The sequence below is a fragment of the Kitasatospora sp. NPDC127111 genome (assembly GCF_042677465.1).
Classification (GTDB): domain Bacteria; phylum Actinomycetota; class Actinomycetes; order Streptomycetales; family Streptomycetaceae; genus Kitasatospora.
On sequence record NZ_JBHXTG010000001.1, the window covers coordinates 51,731 to 67,415 of the forward strand.

Sequence of the window (15,685 nt, forward strand, 5' to 3'; positions counted from 1 at the left end):
CGGGGGGGGTCCGGGCGCCTGGGTTTTTCGACCTTTTTATCCCCCCCCCGGGGGGGGGGGGCGGGGTGTTTTCCACCCCCCGGGCCCCGGGGGCGCAGGGATTGGCCGAAAGCGGGCCGTCGCGCGGGCGCCGCCGCTACGCTGCCGTCCATGGAATGGAGGCCGGCGGTGCTCCACCGCCCTCGCGGCGACCGAGTCCAGTGCCTGCTGTGTCCCCTGCGCTGCGCGCTTGCTGACGGTGAATCAGGCCCGTGCGGGGTGCGCCGGCGCAGCGGTGCGGAGCTGGAGACCGCGACCTTCGCGACCACGGTGCGCCACCTCGACGCGGTGGAGCGCAAACCGCTGTTCCACTACCGCCCGGGGAGCCGCTGCCTGACCCTGGCCGCGCCCGGCTGCACCTTCCGCTGCGACTACTGCATCAACCACCGGGTGTCCCAGTACGGCCGCGACCCCGGCGTGCGGTGGACCGGCGAACCGGTCGACGCGGCGGCCGTGGTGGCGGCCGCCGCGGCCGAGCGGGCCGCGGTGGCGCTGTCCTACACAGAACCGTCGCTGGCCCTCGAACTGACCCTGGCTCTGGCCGAATCCGGGCGCCCGCTGGGCGTTCCGGTGCTCTGGAAGAGCAACGGCTTCCTCACCCCGGAGGCCGTCGAGCTGGCGGCCGGCGCGGTGGCGGCGGTCAACGTGGACCTCAAGACGGTGGACGAGGCGCGCCACCTGGAGCTGACCGGCGCCCGGGTAGGACCGGTCCTGGAGACGCTGCGCGGCCTGCAGGGGCGCGGCGTGTGGCTGGAGGTGTCGACCCCGCTGATCCCCGGCATCAGCGCCACGCCGGAGGAGCTGCGGCCGATCGCCGAAGCCGTCGCCGCGCTCGGGCCGGGCGTCCCGTGGCACCTGGGCCGGGTCTCGCCCGCCTACCGGCGGACCGGCCACGCCCCGACCTCGCCCGCCGAACTCGCCGCGGGCGTACGGGTGGGCCGGGAGGCCGGGCTGCGCCACGTCTACGTGGAGCGCGCCCTCGGCGCGGACGGCCGGGCGACCAGGTGCCCGCACTGCCGCGAGGTGCTGGTGGAGCGGGGCGTCTGGTCGCTGGAGCGGAACCGGATCGAGTCGGGTGCCTGCCCGTCGTGCGGCACCCCGGTGGACGGAAGGTGGTGAGGTCCGTGATCGAGGAAGAGGAAGCGGAGGGCGGGCAGGAGGGTCCCGCGTACCGGATGGTGGAGCACATCCCCGACCTGATCCAGCCGGAGGAGTACGAGCGGCACCCCGAGGGGCGGCTGGTCCGGATCCGGATCGAGGCCGACGCGGACGGCGTCCGGCTGACCGGGGACGCGTTCCGGCCGGAGCTGATCGACGCGCTCTTCCAGGGGCTCGGCCCGGACGAGATCCAGCAGATGCTCTGCGGCTGAGCGCTGTTCCCCCGCCGGGCCCCCGGCCCGTTCGGGACCCGGTCCCGCGTCCGTTCGGGACCCGGTCCCGCGTCCGTTCGGGGCCCGGTCCCGCGTCCGCTCGGGCCCGGCTCAGGGCTCGACGAGCAGCTCGGTGAGGACGTCGCGCAGCTGGGCCGGCGTCGGGTCGGGCGGCAGCGTCCAGCGGAGCCAGGCCGTGTCCCGCACCGGCAGGCCGGGGTAGTGCACGCGCAGCTCGCGCAGCCCGGGACGGGGCGGGAACACCAGGTACGGGTGGGTCAGCACGATCGTCCGCGGTGCCCCGCCGAGCCCGGTGGCCAGCTGCCCGGCCGCCGCCGCGGCGGTGTGCAGGGACGCCTCGGGTTGGGCGGTGGCGAGCGGCCCGCTCTCCCAGAGGTGCACCAGGTCCTCCGGGCGGGCCAGCGTCCGGTGCTGCCAGGGGGTGGCCATCCGGACCAGGGCGCAGGGGCGGCCCCGGCGCAGCGCGGCGGTGGCCAGCAGGTGTGCGGAGAGCCGCAGCACCGAGCCGATCGCACCGTGCGTGGCCGGAGTGTCGTCCAGGACCAGCACCACGCCGCGCGGGTCGGGTGGGATCAGGCCGTGGCTGGTCCGGAAGAGCAGTTCGCTGCGGCTGTGGCGCAGCCGCAACAGCTCCTCGGGCAGGGCGAGTTGGGTGGGCAGCAGGCGGCTGGGGGCGCCGTGCCGGGCCAGGCCGGAACGGCCGGTCGGGCCGCGGCCGGTGGCCGGGCCGCGCTCGCCCTCCAGCAGCCGCAGGCCGAGCAGGACCCGCTGGGTCGGGCCCGGGGGGATCAGCGTCATCCGGAAGTCGCGGACCCGGACCGGGAGGGTCGGATCGGCGGCGACCGCCTCCGGCCCGAGGATGCGCAACAGGCCCAACAGGCGTTCGTCGACGGCCTGGACAGCCGCGGTCAGCTCGGTCAGCGGCGGGGCCGGCGGGCGGGGCTGGACCGTCGCGCCGACCAACGCCCGGCCCAGGGCGGCGGAGAGCTCGGCCGGGCCCGCGTCGGTCGGGGCCAGGTAGGCGGCGGCCGGCGGCAGGCCGGAGACCAGCAGCAGCACGAGACCGGGCAACGCCGCGGGAGGCCAGCCGAGTTCGCGCAGGGACTGCAGGCCGCGCAGGCCGGCCAGCGGCAGCAGCCCCGGCGGGGGTTCGGCGCCGCCGACCAGGGTGAGCAGCTCGGACAGCAGGGAGAGCGGGGTGCCGGTGGCCAGCCGCCCGGCGGCGGCGCCCAGGCGGGCGAGCCGGTCCTCGGAGTGCGGCAGCGGCTCGCCGTCGGGTTCGCCCGGCCGCTCGTCGGCGATCTCCCAGAGCACGACCGCGCCCGAGTGGTGGCCGGTGGCGAGCCGGTCGCCGGTCGGGGACCAGCGGACCGTCCAGACGTGGCTGCCGACCCCCTCGGGCGGGAGCAGGGTCCGCACGTGCCGGCCGGTCCGGGCGTCCCAGATCTCGATCGCGGCGTCCTGCTCGGCCGAGGGGAAGGCCAGCAGCCGGGAGTCCGTGTACCAGGACAGCGCCGGTGCCCACTCCGGGCCGCCGGCGACGCCGAAGGTGCCGGTGAGCGCCCAGTCGGCGGTGTTCCACACCGCGACCGGGCCCTGTCCGCTGCCCGGGGCCGCGGCCAGCCGCAGCCCGTCGGGGGACCACGCCACCCGGCCGACCGCGACCGGCCCGGTGGGCCAGGCCAGGACCTTGACCCGCTGCCAGCCGCCGGAGCCGGTCCGCTCCCAGACCAGCACCCGGCCGTCGGCCCCGGCGGCGAGCCGGCGCCCGTCCGGGGACCAGGCGGGGCGGCCCACCCCGCCGTCGACCGGCAGCCGCCGGGTGTGCGGCTCGCCCGCGGTCAGGTCGTGGACGAGCAGCTCCCGCGGCCGGCGGCCGGATTCGGGCGTTGCCCAGCGGAGCGCGCCGGTGGGGTCGGCGGCCACCGCCGGGCCTCCGGGCAGTTCTGCGACGGCCTCGCCGGTGGTGAGGTCCAGCAGTTGCTGCCGGCCGCCCCGGCCGGGCGGGGCCAGCAGGAGGGAGTCCGGGCCGAGCGCCTCGGCGTCGGACCAGCCCGTCGCGGGGCCCGGGAGGGCCACGGTCCGCAGGACGGTCCCGTCGCCCGGCCGGAACTCGCTGAGGGTGCCGGGCCCGGACTCGTACCAGCAGGTGTCGCCGGCCGGGGACCAGGCCAGCACCGGGGTGGCGCAGCCGTCGCCCGCGCCGGGCACGTGCAGCGGCCGGACCAGCAGCCGGCTCCGGTCGACGGTCGCGGAGACCTTGCCCACGGTGGCGCCCATCGCGTTGGCCCACCGGCGGACGGCCGACCTGCGGGCCAGGTGGTGCCGCCGCCGGGGCGCGGCGTCCGGCGGCTCCCAGACGGCGACCGCGCCGTCGTCCAGCCGGGCGGCGATCAACCCGGTGGCGGAGAGGCTGAGTTCGGCGGGGCCCTGGACGTCGCCGGGGACGGACCCGCGCGGTTCGAGGTGGGAGTCGAACAGCCTCAGCCGCTCACCCGGGGCGGCGAGGGCGAGCAGCGTGCCGTCGTCCGTGAACGCGAGCGCGCCGCAGCGCCGGTCGAGCGGGCGGCCGGCGAGCTCGGCGTGGGTCACCGGGTCGACCAGGACGACCCGGCCCTGCTCCTCGACCGCGAGGTACCGGTCGTCGGGGGCGCAGGCCAGCCGGCCCAGGCCGTGGTGGCGGGGGCCCACGGTGCCGCTCATGGTCTGGTCGAGCGGTTCCCAGAGCTGGACCGAGGACGGGGTGGCGACGTAGAGCTGGGTGGTGCGGGGGCGCCAGTGGACGGCGACCACCGGGTCGAGGCCGTAGAGCTCGACGGTCTCCCCGGTGCCGAGGTCCCAGACCAGGACGTCGCCCGAACGGTGGCCCACGGCGAGGGTGCGGCCGTCCCCGGACACCGCGAGGGCGGTCGCCGAGGCGGTGTCGAGCAGGGCCGGCGGGAGCGGCAGCAGCGTCCCGGTGTCCGCGTCGAGGGAGAGCAGCCGCCCGCCGCCGAGCAGGAAGAGCCGGTCGCCCTCCGGGGTCCAGGCCGCAGCGGTGGCGCCGCGGTCCGGTGCCGGGCCGCTCCACGGCACCTCCCACAGCGGCCGGGCGCGGTCGTCCACCCGGCGCACCGCCGTGCCGTCCAGCAGGACCAGGCCGGAGCCGTCCGGGGAGAGGGTGAGCAGCCGGCAGTCCGGGACGGGCACGGTGAGCAGCCGCCGGGCCGTCCACGCGGTGCCCCGCTGCGCGCCGGGCGTGCTCACCGGAACCGCTCCCCGGGCCGCTGCGCGTCGGCCGCCCGCTCGTACATCTGCGCGGCCTGGAGGAAGTGCCCGACGGCCTCCAGCCGTTCCGCGGCGGCCCGGTACTCGCGCTGGAGGGTCAGCTCGGCGGCCTCCTGGAGCAGCCGGCGACGGGCCTCCCCGGTGCCGGGCCCGGCGGCCTCCGGGGCGGGTTCCTCGGTCTCCTCCTCGCCGAGCCGCCGGAGGATCTCCCGGGCGGTGTCGGAGACGCCGGCGACGAAGGCGGGCGGCTCGGGCAGCCAGAGCGTCCAGGCCGGGACGGGCCGGGCGTCGAGCCGCCAGGCCCCGCCGCGGCCGAGGACGGTGACGGTGTCCGGCCGCAGCCCGAACACCTCCTCGCGGGCGGACGGGGGGAGCGGCGGGGAGAGGGCGCAGCCGCTCTCCACGTACAGGCCGCCGGGGCCGACGTGTCGCAGCGGTATGCCGAACGGCAGTCCGCGGGCCAGTCCGGGCGCGGCGCTGACCAGGTGCCGGCCGGGGCCGAAGACGAGGAAGGCGCTCTCGTGCAGCGGCCGGCCGAGCAGGAAGTGGCGCAGCAGGTCGAGTTCGTCGTCCTCGACCAGGACGGCGTCGGTCCGGACGGTGGCGGCGGCGGGGCTGGCCACGACCCGGACGGTCATCGGCGCGCCGCTCCCGGGGACGGCCCGGGTGCCGCCGGCGGGCGGCGCGGCGGCGACCGGGCGGTGCTCGGGCACGGCCAGCAGCGCGGCCTCGGACTCGATCCCGGCCGGTGACCAGTACCAGGCCGGGCCGGCGGCGGGCAGCACCTGGCGGACGTCCTCGGGCAGGGCGTCCAGCAGGTGCCGGTCGTCGAGCGGGAGGCGCAGCCGGACGTCGATCAGGAGCCGCCCGTCGGGGCTGGCCCGGCGGCAGACCACGGTGTCGGGCAGCCGGAGGAGGGAGGCCAGCAGCGCGGCCGGCACCGGCCCGTGCGGGGACCGCAGGCGCACCAGCAGCCAGCTGCGGTCGGTCACCGTGCCGCGCTCGTCCACCCGGTCGACGGCCATGAACCCGGCGGGCACGCCGCGCCGCATGCTGTGCCGGAGCACCCAGCGGCCGAGCGGGCCGCTGACCAGGACGCTGACGTCGTCGAGCGCCTCCGGCAGCCGCCCGGGCGGGGCGTGCACCGCGAGGTCGGCCGGGCCCGCCGGCCGCCAGTCACCGGCCGGGCCGGGCACCCATCCGCCCTCGTACACCTCGCCGCCGTACCGGACGGCCAGCGGGGCGCTGGAGAGCAGCACCGGGTCGAGGTGGAACAGGACCGAGCCGTCCCGGGCGGAGACCTCGATCGGCGGGACGCGCAGGTCGACGATCTCGGCCAGGTAGCCGAGCGCGGCGCGCGGGGAGGCGAAGCGGACGGTGGCGGAGCGGACGGTGGCGGAGTGGACCGGCGCCTCGGCCGGCTCGTCGGGTTCGGGCGTGCGGGGCGGTGGTGGTGGCGGTACGGGCTGAGCGGGCCGCTCGTCGATGACGTAGCGGTGCGGCGGAGGCTGGTGCGGCAGGTCGATCTGGTCCACCTCGAGCGGCCGGACGGTGCGGCTGTCGCCCGTTCCGGTCGGGCGGGACTGCGCGTTCCGGTCGCGGAACCACCACTTGCCGACTCTGCTGGTCACTGGGCCTTTCCTGCCTGCCTCGGGCTCCGGTTGGTGCGCTGTTCCGGCCGGTGGGACGGCCGTGCGCGGGTGGGCCGGGCGCCCGTGCCCCGGCCTCCCGTCAGTGCGCGAGCGGTTCGGCCGGCACGCCGGCGGTGCCGCCCAGCACCCGGACCGCCCACTCCTGCCAGCGCTCCACCACGCCGGGCACCCGGGCCAGGTAGGAGCTGGTGAACACCGTGGCGCCCAGGTCGGGGCGGTCGATCCGCTCGGCCGCGGTCACGGCCCACTGCTCGGCGCGCCGCTGCTGCTCGGGCGGCAGGCCGGGCAGCCGGTCGAGCAGGGCGTCGACGGCGCGGATCAGGCCGTCGGTGCCGCCCTCGCCGAGGGCCCTGGCGAGGGCCAGGGCGAGGTCGAGCCGTACCTGCTCGCCCTCCTGGCCGACGGTGGCCGAGCGCAGCATCCGCTCGCCGGCGGCCGGCTGCCCGGCCCGGGTGACGAGCAGCCAGCCGCCGGTCAGGGCGTCGCCCGCCTCCCGGTGGCACTCGGCCGCCTCGGCGTGCTTCCCGAGCGCCTCCAGGCATTCGGCGGCCCTGAGCGGGCGGCCGACCCTGCGCCAGCAGTCGGCCGCCCGTGCCGGGTCCCCGGCCCGCTCCCAGAGCGCGGCCGCGGCCAGCAGGTGGCCGGCACGCTCCCGGCAGTCGGCGGCCTGGGCGAAGTGGCCGACGGCGACGTAGCACTGGGCGGCCCGCTCCAGCAGGACCGTTCGGTTGGTCACAGGACCCGACGCTCCGGCCGCACGACCGTGATCTCCTCGGGCTGCTCGCCGCCGGTCTCCTGCGGGATCGCCGCCGCATCCTGCTCGGGCAGGATCTCGTGGATGACGGGGACCCGGTCGAGCAACTGGCCGAGCCTGAGCGCGATGTCCTCGTGCAGCTCGTCGTGGTCCTCCTCCCCGGTCTGGTCGAGGTCGTCCACTCGGAACTCCTCGACCAGGCCGGTGGCGGCGTTGTACCGGAAGGACACCTTCACGCGCATGGCGTCAGCCCTCGATCTCGAACTCGATGACGAGCCCGTCGCCGTCCTCGTCCACGGACAGGTTCTGCGCCCCGTGGGCCCTGGCGTAGGCCTCGATGGTGTCCCGGTAGGCCGTCCTGAGGACCAGGTTGACCGGGCGCAGGTAGGTGTCCCGGGTCTCGGCGAGCTGTTCGGAGGCCTGCCGGTCCAGTCCGGCGCGGGCCCGTTCGGCCACGGCGCCGAGGTTGCGCCGTGCGTCGTCCGCCGCCAGCTCGTCGATCTCCCCCTGCTGGTCGGCGAGTTGGCTCCGGCCCCGGTCGCGCGCCCGGATTTCCTGCTGGTCCGCCTCCTGCTCGGCCTTGCGGTCGGACTCCTTCTGCAGCTTGGAGTGCAGCTGCGACCTGACGTACGCCTCGGTCTGGCCGGCCCACCCGTCGCCGTAGTAGGTGCCGGACGCGGTCGCGTCGGTGTTGGCGGTGATCCGGCCGGAGACCGTCCGGGAGGCGCTGCCCCGCGCCTCGGCCAGCCCGGACCGGCGGGCGGTCATCTCGATCTCGCCGGTCCCGGGGTGGTAGGCGACCTCGCCGTCCTCCAGTGCGAGCCGGTAGGCCCCGTCCGACCAGGTCCACCGCGGGTCCGCGCCCAGGGCCTGCTCGAAGGCGTGCCGCAGCGGGCTGCCGAGGAGGGTGCCGAACGGCTGGCGCAGCCGCGCCTCACCGGTGACGTCGACGGTCGCGCTGGCGGTTCTGGTGAGGGTTTCCTGCCAGGTCCGGCTCAGGGTGCTGGTGGCCCGGACTTCGATTCTTCGAGGGTTGCACATGAAGCCCCCTAGGGGTGTCGGGCGGTCAAGCCGCTCACGGCAGCAGGCCGTTGACCGATGCGATGATACGCGACAGTTCGTGCAGGGCGGTGCCGTCCTGGTGATGATGGAGTGTCAGATCGTTACGCAGCTCGTTGAGTTGCCGCAGCACCGCGATGATCACGTCGTCGTTGGCGGGCGGCCGCTCCAGCAGCGGGTCGGCGATCGCCCGGGCGTCCGCCAGGAGCTCCGCCGCCCCGGCGACCCGCTCCCGCCCTGCTCCGCCGTGCCGCTCGACCGCGGCGTGCACGGACTGCTCGACGACCGCCCGGTCCGCCGGGTCGGTCCAGATGTGGGCCAGCGGCCACAGGTCGGCCGGGGTGGCGGAGTCGGCCCCGCGGAGCAGGGCGGCGCCGGCGACCAGCTTCAGGCTCCGCACCAGCCGCCGGTCGGACAGCTCGACGCCCTGGACCAGCAGCTCCTGGACCAGCTCGTGGTGGACCGGCAGCACCTCGTCCAGGCGGACCTCGAACAGCGCGCGGGTCAGTGCGGCGAGGCTGCGCATCGAGACCACGGCGGACAGGTCGCCGGCCGCCCGGGCCGGCCGGGCCCCCTCCTCCCGGTGCCGGGGGTGCAGGTCCTCCGCGCGTTCCCGCTCGTGCTCCCAGCCCACCGCGAGCAGGTCGTCCAGCCGGTTCCCCCCGACCGGCGCCACCTCCAGCCGGAGCAGGAACCGGTCGGCGAAGGCCTTCAGCCCCGGGTCCTCCGGTATCTCGTTGGACGCGCCCAGCAGGGTGACCAGCGGCGTCCGGCAGACCTCGGCGCCGTTGTGGAAGCGCCGTTCGTTGAGGAGCGTCAGCAGGGTGTTGAGGATGGCGCTGCTGCCCTGGAACACCTCGTCCAGGAAGACCAGTTCGGACTGCGGCAGCATGCGCTCGGTCAGCACCCGGTAGGTGCCCTGCTGGAACGCGCCGAAGTCCAGCGCGCCGAACAGCTCGGCCGGCTCGGTGAACCTGGTCAGCAGGTAGCTGAACCGGCTCGCCTCGATCTGCCGGGCCAGGGCCGCGATCAGCGCGCTCTTCGCGGTGCCGGTCGCCCCGAGCAGCAGGGCGTGCTCCCGGCACACCACCGCCAGCTGCAGCAGCTCGATCGCCCGCTCCCGGCCGACGAACCGCCGACCCAGCTCGCGGCGGGCGTAGTCCAGGTCCTGGACGGTCCCGAGGATCTCCGGACCCCACGTCATGCTCTTCCCCCTCGACCGTGGCTCACGAATGCCCCGCCATCCGCCGCGACCGGATCGACCGCTGGAGCCGGCCCACGATCAGCCCCAACTGCTCGGCGTCCGGCGGGACGGGCGGGTTCTGGAAGTGCGCGGCGACGAACGCGTCCCGGAACACCGAGTGGATGTCGTCACCGTTGCGCCGGCGCATCGCGTCGGCGACCAGCAGGTCCACCCCGCGGCCGACGTCGATCCCGAACTTGCCCGCGTGCAGCCGCACCATGGCCAGCCGGGTCTCGTCGTCCGGCAGGCCGATGTCGATGCTCTGGAACCGGCTGGGGCGCAGCAGCGCCTCGTCGATCATGTCCAGCCGGTTGGTGGTGCCGATCACCAGCACCGGCACGTCGGGGCGGAAGCCGTCCATCTCGGTGAGGATCTGGGCGACCAGCGCGTTGCCGGCCCGCGAGGCACCGTCGTTGGTGCCGGAGCGGCGGGCCGCGATCGAGTCGAACTCGTCGAAGACGATCACCGCGGGCGCGTTGCGGCGCGCGTCGGCGAAGATCTCGCGGACCCGGCGCTCGCTCTCGCCGACGTACTTGTCGGTGACCTCGGGCCCGGAGACCACCAGGATGGTCCCGCCCATCCGGTTGGCGATCGCCTTGGCGAACAGCGTCTTCCCGGTGCCCGGCGGGCCGTGGAAGATGAAGCCCTTGGGGATCAGCCGACCGCGCAGCGCCTCGTACTTCGGGGGCACCTGGTGGTGGCCCATGATGATGTCCACGGCCTGCTGGATCTCGGCCTTGACGTGGGCGTAGCCGGCGATGTCCTCCCAGCCGACGTCCGGCACCTCGAAGCTGGTCGACAGCTGGGCCTTGAACTCCCGGATGGTCCGGTAGAGCGTGCGGGGCGTGGCCGTACCCTCCGGATGGGCCTCCATGGCGTACCGCATCGCCTGCCGCAGCAGCACCGGGTTCATCCCGGCGACGTGCTTGTAGAAGTCCCCGGCGTCGAAGCCGGGGAACCGCTCGGCCTCCTCAGCCGTCACCAGCGCGACCCCGAGCGGGACCTCCTCGCCGGTCTCCGGGTCGGGCACGGTCCGGGGCGTGCCGGTGATCACCACCCGGGCGCTGAAGCGCTCCGCCAGCACCTCCGGCACCGAGAGCGACGGGGCGACGAAGGCCAGCATGATCTGCTCGGGCGCCGCGTGCACCAGGCCGGTGAGCTCCCGGGACTCGCCGGACAGCGTGCCGTCCGTCCCGCCCGCGAGCAGGTCCAGGTGCTGCACCACCAGCACCTGGTCGGACTTGAGGGTGCGGGTCAGCGTGCGCAGCCGGGCGAGCAGCCGCTGCCGCTGGTTCTGCTGGACCGGCACCAGGCCCTCGGGCTGCGCGGACTCCTCCTCCCGCTCCTCCTGCTCCAGCAGGGCCGGCCGCAGCGCGGCCCGCTGCGCCATCTCCCGCCACAGGTGCGGCACCACCGACTTCTCGGCGACCACCAGGACGGACAGCCCGGCCCGCAGCAGCGAGGCGACCCGGGCGATGTCGGCGCGGTGCGCGATCCGGCTGGCGGTGGCCTCGTCGAGGCTCTGCGGGCGGTCCGGCGGTGGCGGTCCGGCGTCCTCGCCGCCCGGGGCGGGCTCGGGTTCCGCGGACAGCCCCGGCCGGTGCCCGGGCCCGGCGGGCGGGGGCGGCAGGTAGACCGGGGTGCCGTCGGCCAGCTCGTGGCGCAGCGCCGGTTCCAGCCGCACGGCGGTCAGCGGGAGTCCGGCCCATTCGGCGCGGAGCGGGGCGAGCAGCAGGTACGGGCCCGTGCCGAGGGCCTCGGCCACCGGGGTGGTGCCCGGCAGGCGGCGCAGGGCGCGCAGCGCGTCCTCGTCGGGCACCACCACGGGCAGGGGGCGGATTCGGCTCACCGCAGGGCCTCCAGGCGGGTCAGCTGCCAGTGCAGGCGGACACCGGCGAGGTAGTCGGGGTGGAGTCCCGGGCGTTCGCGCAGCAGGCGCCGTCGCGAGCGTTCCAGCTTGGCCAGCGCCGACCACCAGCGGGCGACCGGCCGGGCCCGGTCCAGGTCGGCGGGCGGGACGAGGGCGGCGCGGGCGTCCTCGACCCGGGCCAGGTGACCGGGGCGGTGCAGCAGCATCGCGGTCTCGTAGACGTTCAGCACGAACGCGGTGTCGGCCAGGCGCAGCCGGTCCAGCATCGTGCCGCGCCACAGCGCCTGGGCCGGCGAGGCGGGCGGCTCGGCCCAGACCGAGGCGACGGTGCGGCGGCCCTGCCGGTCCGGCAGCAGGACGTCGATCAGCAGTTCCTCGGCCGCCGCCTGGGTGCGCCCGCCGGGCCGGTCCAGCACCCCGGTGAGCGGCGAGACGTCCAGCAGGGCCTCGGCGAACCGCGGATCCAGCTGCCCGTGGTGCAGGCCGAGCACCGGTCCGGCCACCCCGTGGCAGGCCAGTACGTCCCAGAACGAGGCGGGCGGCGGCACCGCGTCGAGCAGCGCGCCGGCGGCCGGCTCGGCCCGGCCGCCCACGGCGGCGGCCGCCAGGACGGCGCCGACTCCCACCGGCCGGCGTTCCGCCCCGGCCAGCCGGTCCAGCCGCAGCCGGGCGGCCGTCCGGGCCGCCAGGGTGGCGGTGAGGGAGGCGGTGTCCGGGTCGGGGTCGGCGAGGTCGAGCGGGTGCCGCAGCCGGCCCTCGGGAAGGGCGGCCGGGTCAGGCCGCATAGTCCAGAGAAGTACCCGCAAAGCGGTATCGGCCGCGCTCATCGCCCACCCACACTGCGCATTCCCGCATCTCCTGGTCGGCCCACCGGTAGAAGCGCAGCAGCCGCTCCTCGGAGGTCAGATTGATCAACGCCGCGACCTGCCAGGGCTGTCGGAAGGTCCCGTGGTGCATGTCCACGTCGATGCTCGACAGCCCGGACTTGCGGCCGCTGAACAGGTGGGTGTGGTACCAGCCGACGAGCTGCTCGTCCCGCTCGGACTCGGTGAGCCGCCGGTTCAGCTCCCGGAACGAGTCGCCGGTGAAGGTGAAGTGGGAGACCGAGGCGCCCGAGTGCTCGGCCGGGGTGATCGCCGACACCTCCAGCAGGTAGCGCTCCTGGCCGGGCGGCGTGCCGTCCGACGGGGCGAGCCGGTGCGGCCGGCCGAGCAGGAACCCGCCCTCCTCCAGGCGGGAGGACAGCGGCATCGTCGCCAGCCGCTCGCGGAGCTCGTGCCCGAGCAGGATGCCGACCCGCCCGACCCGGGCCGGGTCGATGCCGAAGTCGTCGGGCACGGCGAGCGGCACGGGATCGGCCTCGACCGTGCTGACCGTCAGGCCGGGCCGGGTGTCCCGCAGGTCGATCTCCATGCTGCCCTCGACCGGCGGGGTCGGGCGGTGCAGGTCGTACCGGTCGAGCCGGGGGTGCTCCAGGCAGAAGCCCCAGACCTCGGCCCGCGGGTCCAGCTGCGAGACGGTCCGCAGCAGCAGCGGGCCCAGCAGCGACCGGACGCTGAACACCTCCCTGACGATCGGCCGGCCCTGGGAGCCGATCTCGACGTGGATCTGGCCGATCTGGCTGCGCAGGTTGTGCAGGACCGGCGGCCCCTCGATCACCCTCGGGTCGGGGCGGGCGAGGAACCGCAGGCGGACGGAGAGCCGGGCCGGCGACTGCAGGGCGGGCAGGTGCGACTCCAGGGCGGCGACGACCATCCCGCTGAGCGGGACGGACGCGGCGCGCTCGAAGGTCCGGCCCTTGTACAGGACGATCATGGCCGAACCGCCGCTCGGGTCACTGCTCATCGTCGACCTCCTCCAGTGGGACGATCTGCAGTGGCATCGGCGGCCGGTCCGGCGGGACCAGCCCGGCCCGGTCCTCCAGGGTCCTGCCTCCGATGGCCTTGATCTGCGCCTGGCCGTCGTCGGAGAAGGCCCAGAACGCCGCGCCCCGGTCGAAGTAGGTGCCGTTCTGGATCAGCTCGATGATCAGGCTCTCGTCGTCGAACGCCACGCTGTTGTCCGACAGGATTCCGTAGTTGTGGTAGCGCGCGATGTCGACCAGGTGCTGGCAGAGGTCGTACAGGCTGTTCGAGGGCTTGTAGTCCTCGCTCAGCGGGCCGAGGCAGACGATGCGCGGCCCGACGGCGGCCCGCCGGATGTTGGGGTGGTAGATCGGGGTCAGCCAGATCACGGTCGGCGGCCGGACCGGGAACTCGCTGGGCAGCCGGATCTCCAGCTTGTGGTGGTGGATCAACTCGGGCTGGAGGAAGGGCCTGTCGGGCGTCGGTTCGGCGAACGCGAGCGCCTCCGGCAGCGCGAAGCTGGTGACGTCCAGCGCCACGGTGAAGATCTCCGGGACGTCGTCGTTGTCGGTGCCGATCAGCCGGAACTCGGGGTGCTCGGCGGCGAACTGGGCGATGTCGTCCCACGCGATCTGGCTCATCTCCAGCCGCATTTCGAGGTCCACGCCCGCGGTGGACTCGGCGGACAGCTCCAGCCGGGCCCCGGTGCGGATGTTCTGCTGGTGCAGCGGGATGTCCGGGTTCAGCCGGTGGACCTCGCCGTTGGCGTCCCGGTGGTCGATCACGCTGCGCACCGGCGCGCCCTGCGGGGTGCGGGACTGCTCGTCCCGGTACTGGGACCAGACCGCGGGCACGATATCGCGTGGCAGCGCCGTGTTGGGGACGTGCGACATGCGGAAGAGCTGCCGGTCGGGGCCCTGGATCTCCACGGTCAGCAGAGCAGGCTGGAAGTCGTAGTCGCCGTAGTAGGTCTCCACGTTCGGGTCGACGGCCCGGGCCCGTTCGCGCAGCTCCCCCAGCCGGCCGGGCGGCATCGCCGCGACGGCGACGGCGGAGTGCTGGCCGCCGGCGTAAATCTGGGTGGCCTGGGGGTCGACCAGGTCGCGCACCAGCTTCAGCAGGCTCAGGTGGTTGGAGCTGCCGGAGAACTCCACCGTCCGGTGCCGGCCGCCGGAGTCGTCCGAGCGGTGGGCAGCTGCCGGACCTGGGTGTTGGAAGCGCTCCTCCTCGGCCTCCTGGGCGGCCTGTTCGGCCCGGAGCCGGTGCAGATGACGCCGGACATCGGGATTGCCGGGAAAGTCCTCCCGGGCCCGCGTCATCAGGAGGACCATCCCGTGCTCCAGGACCCCGCGTTCGAGATTCTCGACGACCACGCGCCAGGCGGATGCGGGGCCGTTGGCGCCGCTCCAGGCCGGCAGGTTGGGCGGCCAGCCGATGTCGTCCAGTACGGCCGTCGCCCGGCCCTCCTCGCGGTAGAGGAGGGCCAGCAGGTTGATCAGGGCCTTGCGGTTGCTCTCTCTCTGCTCGTCCGTCACCGGGACGCCTCCTCCTCATCGCCAGACAGTTCCAGATAGCGGACCGTGCGAGCTCCATCGGGGCCTCGGCCGAGCACGGGCAGGATCTCGCGCGGGGCCACCGCGACGTCCGCGAGCCGAGCCTGCGGCGGCGCGTCCGCGAGCTTGGTGGACCCGGTGGCGGCATCGGCCGCCCGCTGTCCCGGGATCCGCAGCGGCGCCCAGGTCAGCGGGGTCTCCCCGGGGGCGGTGACGGCGAGCAGCTCGGCCACCGAGGCGCGGTGGGTGAGCGGCACCGGCCGCACCGCCTCGGGCGGGATCCGGCGGTGCAGCGGGCAGTCCGGATCGCGCCGGACGGATACCGGGCCGGCCTGGCGGCCGGCGGCGTCCACCCGGAGGATCCCCGGCTCCGTCTCCAGCAGGAGCAGCAGCCGGACCGCCGTGGTCGCCAGCCAGGAGCCGATCAGGGCCGAGACGGGCGCGGTGGCGCCGGCCACGGTGGTCCGGGCCGCGGCGCCGCAGCTCCACGGGTCGTCCTCGACCGCGCGCTGGTGCGGCGTCAGGCCGCATCCGTAACAGTGCTCCCCGGTCCGGTAGTAGCGGACCTCGCCGCCCCAGGCATTGGTTCCGCCGTCGAGCAGGTCCACCCCGACCTGGTTGCACCGGCCGGCCAGCTGGACCCGGGAGGCGATGCTGTCCAGACAGCTCACCACCAGGTCGGCGTCCCGCAGTTCGGCGAGTCCGATGCCCTCCGCCAGGGCGGCCGTCCGGGGTATCAGCCGGATCCCGGGGTTCAGGGCGAGGAGTTCGGGGACGGCCGCCTCCGCCTTGGGCCGGCCGATGTCGGCGGGCCGGAACAGCGGAGTGCGGCTGAGGTTCGACTCGGCCACCACGTCGGGGTCGCAGAGCAGCAGGCAGCCGACCCCGGCCAGGGCGAGCAGCCGGGCCACCTCGTTGCCCAGCGCGCCGACGCCGCAGATGATTACCCGGGACCGGCCCAGGCGGTCCTGGTCCCAGCCCGGAACGAGCCGCTGGCGGGCGAACCTTTCCAC

At 75.5% G+C, this 15,685-nt stretch carries 13 protein-coding genes; 2 read left to right on the forward strand and 11 right to left on the reverse strand.

From position 1 onward, the window contains the following. Nucleotides 1–258 precede the first annotated feature (258 nt). Both ACFVHB_RS00290 and ACFVHB_RS00295 read left to right on the forward strand, forming a co-directional pair. Nucleotides 259–1,158 carry a radical SAM protein gene (locus ACFVHB_RS00290; protein ID WP_380313989.1) on the forward strand — a complete coding sequence of 300 codons (900 nt, stop codon included), beginning with the start codon at nucleotides 259–261 and terminating at the stop codon, nucleotides 1,156–1,158. 5 nt (nucleotides 1,159–1,163) lie between these two features. Further along, on the forward strand, nucleotides 1,164–1,409 hold the full coding sequence (locus ACFVHB_RS00295; RefSeq protein ID WP_380313990.1) for a radical SAM-modified peptide, FtsH ternary system-associated: 246 nt from the start codon (nucleotides 1,164–1,166) through the stop codon (nucleotides 1,407–1,409). A 111-nt stretch (nucleotides 1,410–1,520) separates the two neighbouring features. Here the strand turns inward: ACFVHB_RS00295 and ACFVHB_RS00300 are convergent, their stop codons facing one another. From ACFVHB_RS00300 to ACFVHB_RS00350, 11 genes are all read right to left on the reverse strand, one after another. Further along, nucleotides 1,521–4,676: a WD40 repeat domain-containing protein gene (locus ACFVHB_RS00300; RefSeq protein ID WP_380313991.1), complete on the reverse strand. Its 3,156-nt coding sequence runs from the start codon at nucleotides 4,674–4,676 to the stop codon at nucleotides 1,521–1,523. After that, nucleotides 4,673–6,328 carry a hypothetical protein gene (locus ACFVHB_RS00305; protein ID WP_380313992.1) on the reverse strand — a complete coding sequence of 552 codons (1,656 nt, stop codon included), beginning with the start codon at nucleotides 6,326–6,328 and terminating at the stop codon, nucleotides 4,673–4,675. Before ACFVHB_RS00305 ends, ACFVHB_RS00300 begins: the two co-directional genes overlap by 4 nt. Nucleotides 6,329–6,428: 100 nt before the next feature. Further along, entirely contained in the window at nucleotides 6,429–7,085 is a 657-nt protein-coding gene (locus tag ACFVHB_RS00310) for a hypothetical protein (protein ID WP_380313993.1), read from the reverse strand. Further along, the gene (locus ACFVHB_RS00315; RefSeq protein ID WP_380313994.1) at nucleotides 7,082–7,345 is read right to left on the reverse strand and encodes a hypothetical protein; all 264 of its coding nucleotides are present in this window, start codon (nucleotides 7,343–7,345) and stop codon (nucleotides 7,082–7,084) included. Before ACFVHB_RS00315 ends, ACFVHB_RS00310 begins: the two co-directional genes overlap by 4 nt. 4 nt (nucleotides 7,346–7,349) lie before the next feature. After that, nucleotides 7,350–8,144: a hypothetical protein gene (locus ACFVHB_RS00320; RefSeq protein WP_380313995.1), complete on the reverse strand. Its 795-nt coding sequence runs from the start codon at nucleotides 8,142–8,144 to the stop codon at nucleotides 7,350–7,352. A 34-nt stretch (nucleotides 8,145–8,178) separates the two neighbouring features. Next, nucleotides 8,179–9,366: an AAA family ATPase gene (locus ACFVHB_RS00325; RefSeq protein WP_380313996.1), complete on the reverse strand. Its 1,188-nt coding sequence runs from the start codon at nucleotides 9,364–9,366 to the stop codon at nucleotides 8,179–8,181. A 22-nt stretch (nucleotides 9,367–9,388) separates the two neighbouring features. Continuing rightward, entirely contained in the window at nucleotides 9,389–11,254 is a 1,866-nt protein-coding gene (locus ACFVHB_RS00330; RefSeq protein WP_380313997.1) for an AAA family ATPase, read from the reverse strand. Next, nucleotides 11,251–12,060 carry a hypothetical protein gene (locus ACFVHB_RS00335; protein WP_380313998.1) on the reverse strand — a complete coding sequence of 270 codons (810 nt, stop codon included), beginning with the start codon at nucleotides 12,058–12,060 and terminating at the stop codon, nucleotides 11,251–11,253. The genes ACFVHB_RS00330 and ACFVHB_RS00335 overlap by 4 nt, the downstream gene beginning before the upstream one ends. Next, complete coding sequence (locus ACFVHB_RS00340; RefSeq protein WP_380313999.1) at nucleotides 12,050–13,120, reverse strand: JAB N-terminal domain-containing protein; 1,071 nt, start codon at nucleotides 13,118–13,120, stop codon at nucleotides 12,050–12,052. Before ACFVHB_RS00340 ends, ACFVHB_RS00335 begins: the two co-directional genes overlap by 11 nt. After that, nucleotides 13,110–14,654: an effector-associated domain EAD1-containing protein gene (locus ACFVHB_RS00345; RefSeq protein WP_380314000.1), complete on the reverse strand. Its 1,545-nt coding sequence runs from the start codon at nucleotides 14,652–14,654 to the stop codon at nucleotides 13,110–13,112. The genes ACFVHB_RS00340 and ACFVHB_RS00345 overlap by 11 nt, the downstream gene beginning before the upstream one ends. Beyond that, nucleotides 14,651–15,685, reverse strand: coding sequence for a HesA/MoeB/ThiF family protein (locus tag ACFVHB_RS00350; RefSeq protein WP_380314001.1), 1,035 nt, complete (start codon nucleotides 15,683–15,685; stop codon nucleotides 14,651–14,653). The genes ACFVHB_RS00345 and ACFVHB_RS00350 overlap by 4 nt, the downstream gene beginning before the upstream one ends.

Coding starts and splice junctions, on each gene's coding strand:
- ACFVHB_RS00315 (WP_380313994.1), bottom strand. CDS start 7,345: ATGCGCGTGAAGGTGTCCTTCCGGTACAACGCCGCCACCGGCCTGGTC.
- ACFVHB_RS00320 (WP_380313995.1), bottom strand. CDS start 8,144: ATGTGCAACCCTCGAAGAATCGAAGTCCGGGCCACCAGCACCCTGAGC.
- ACFVHB_RS00325 (WP_380313996.1), bottom strand. CDS start 9,366: ATGACGTGGGGTCCGGAGATCCTCGGGACCGTCCAGGACCTGGACTAC.
- ACFVHB_RS00335 (WP_380313998.1), bottom strand. CDS start 12,060: ATGCGGCCTGACCCGGCCGCCCTTCCCGAGGGCCGGCTGCGGCACCCG.
- ACFVHB_RS00340 (WP_380313999.1), bottom strand. CDS start 13,120: ATGAGCAGTGACCCGAGCGGCGGTTCGGCCATGATCGTCCTGTACAAG.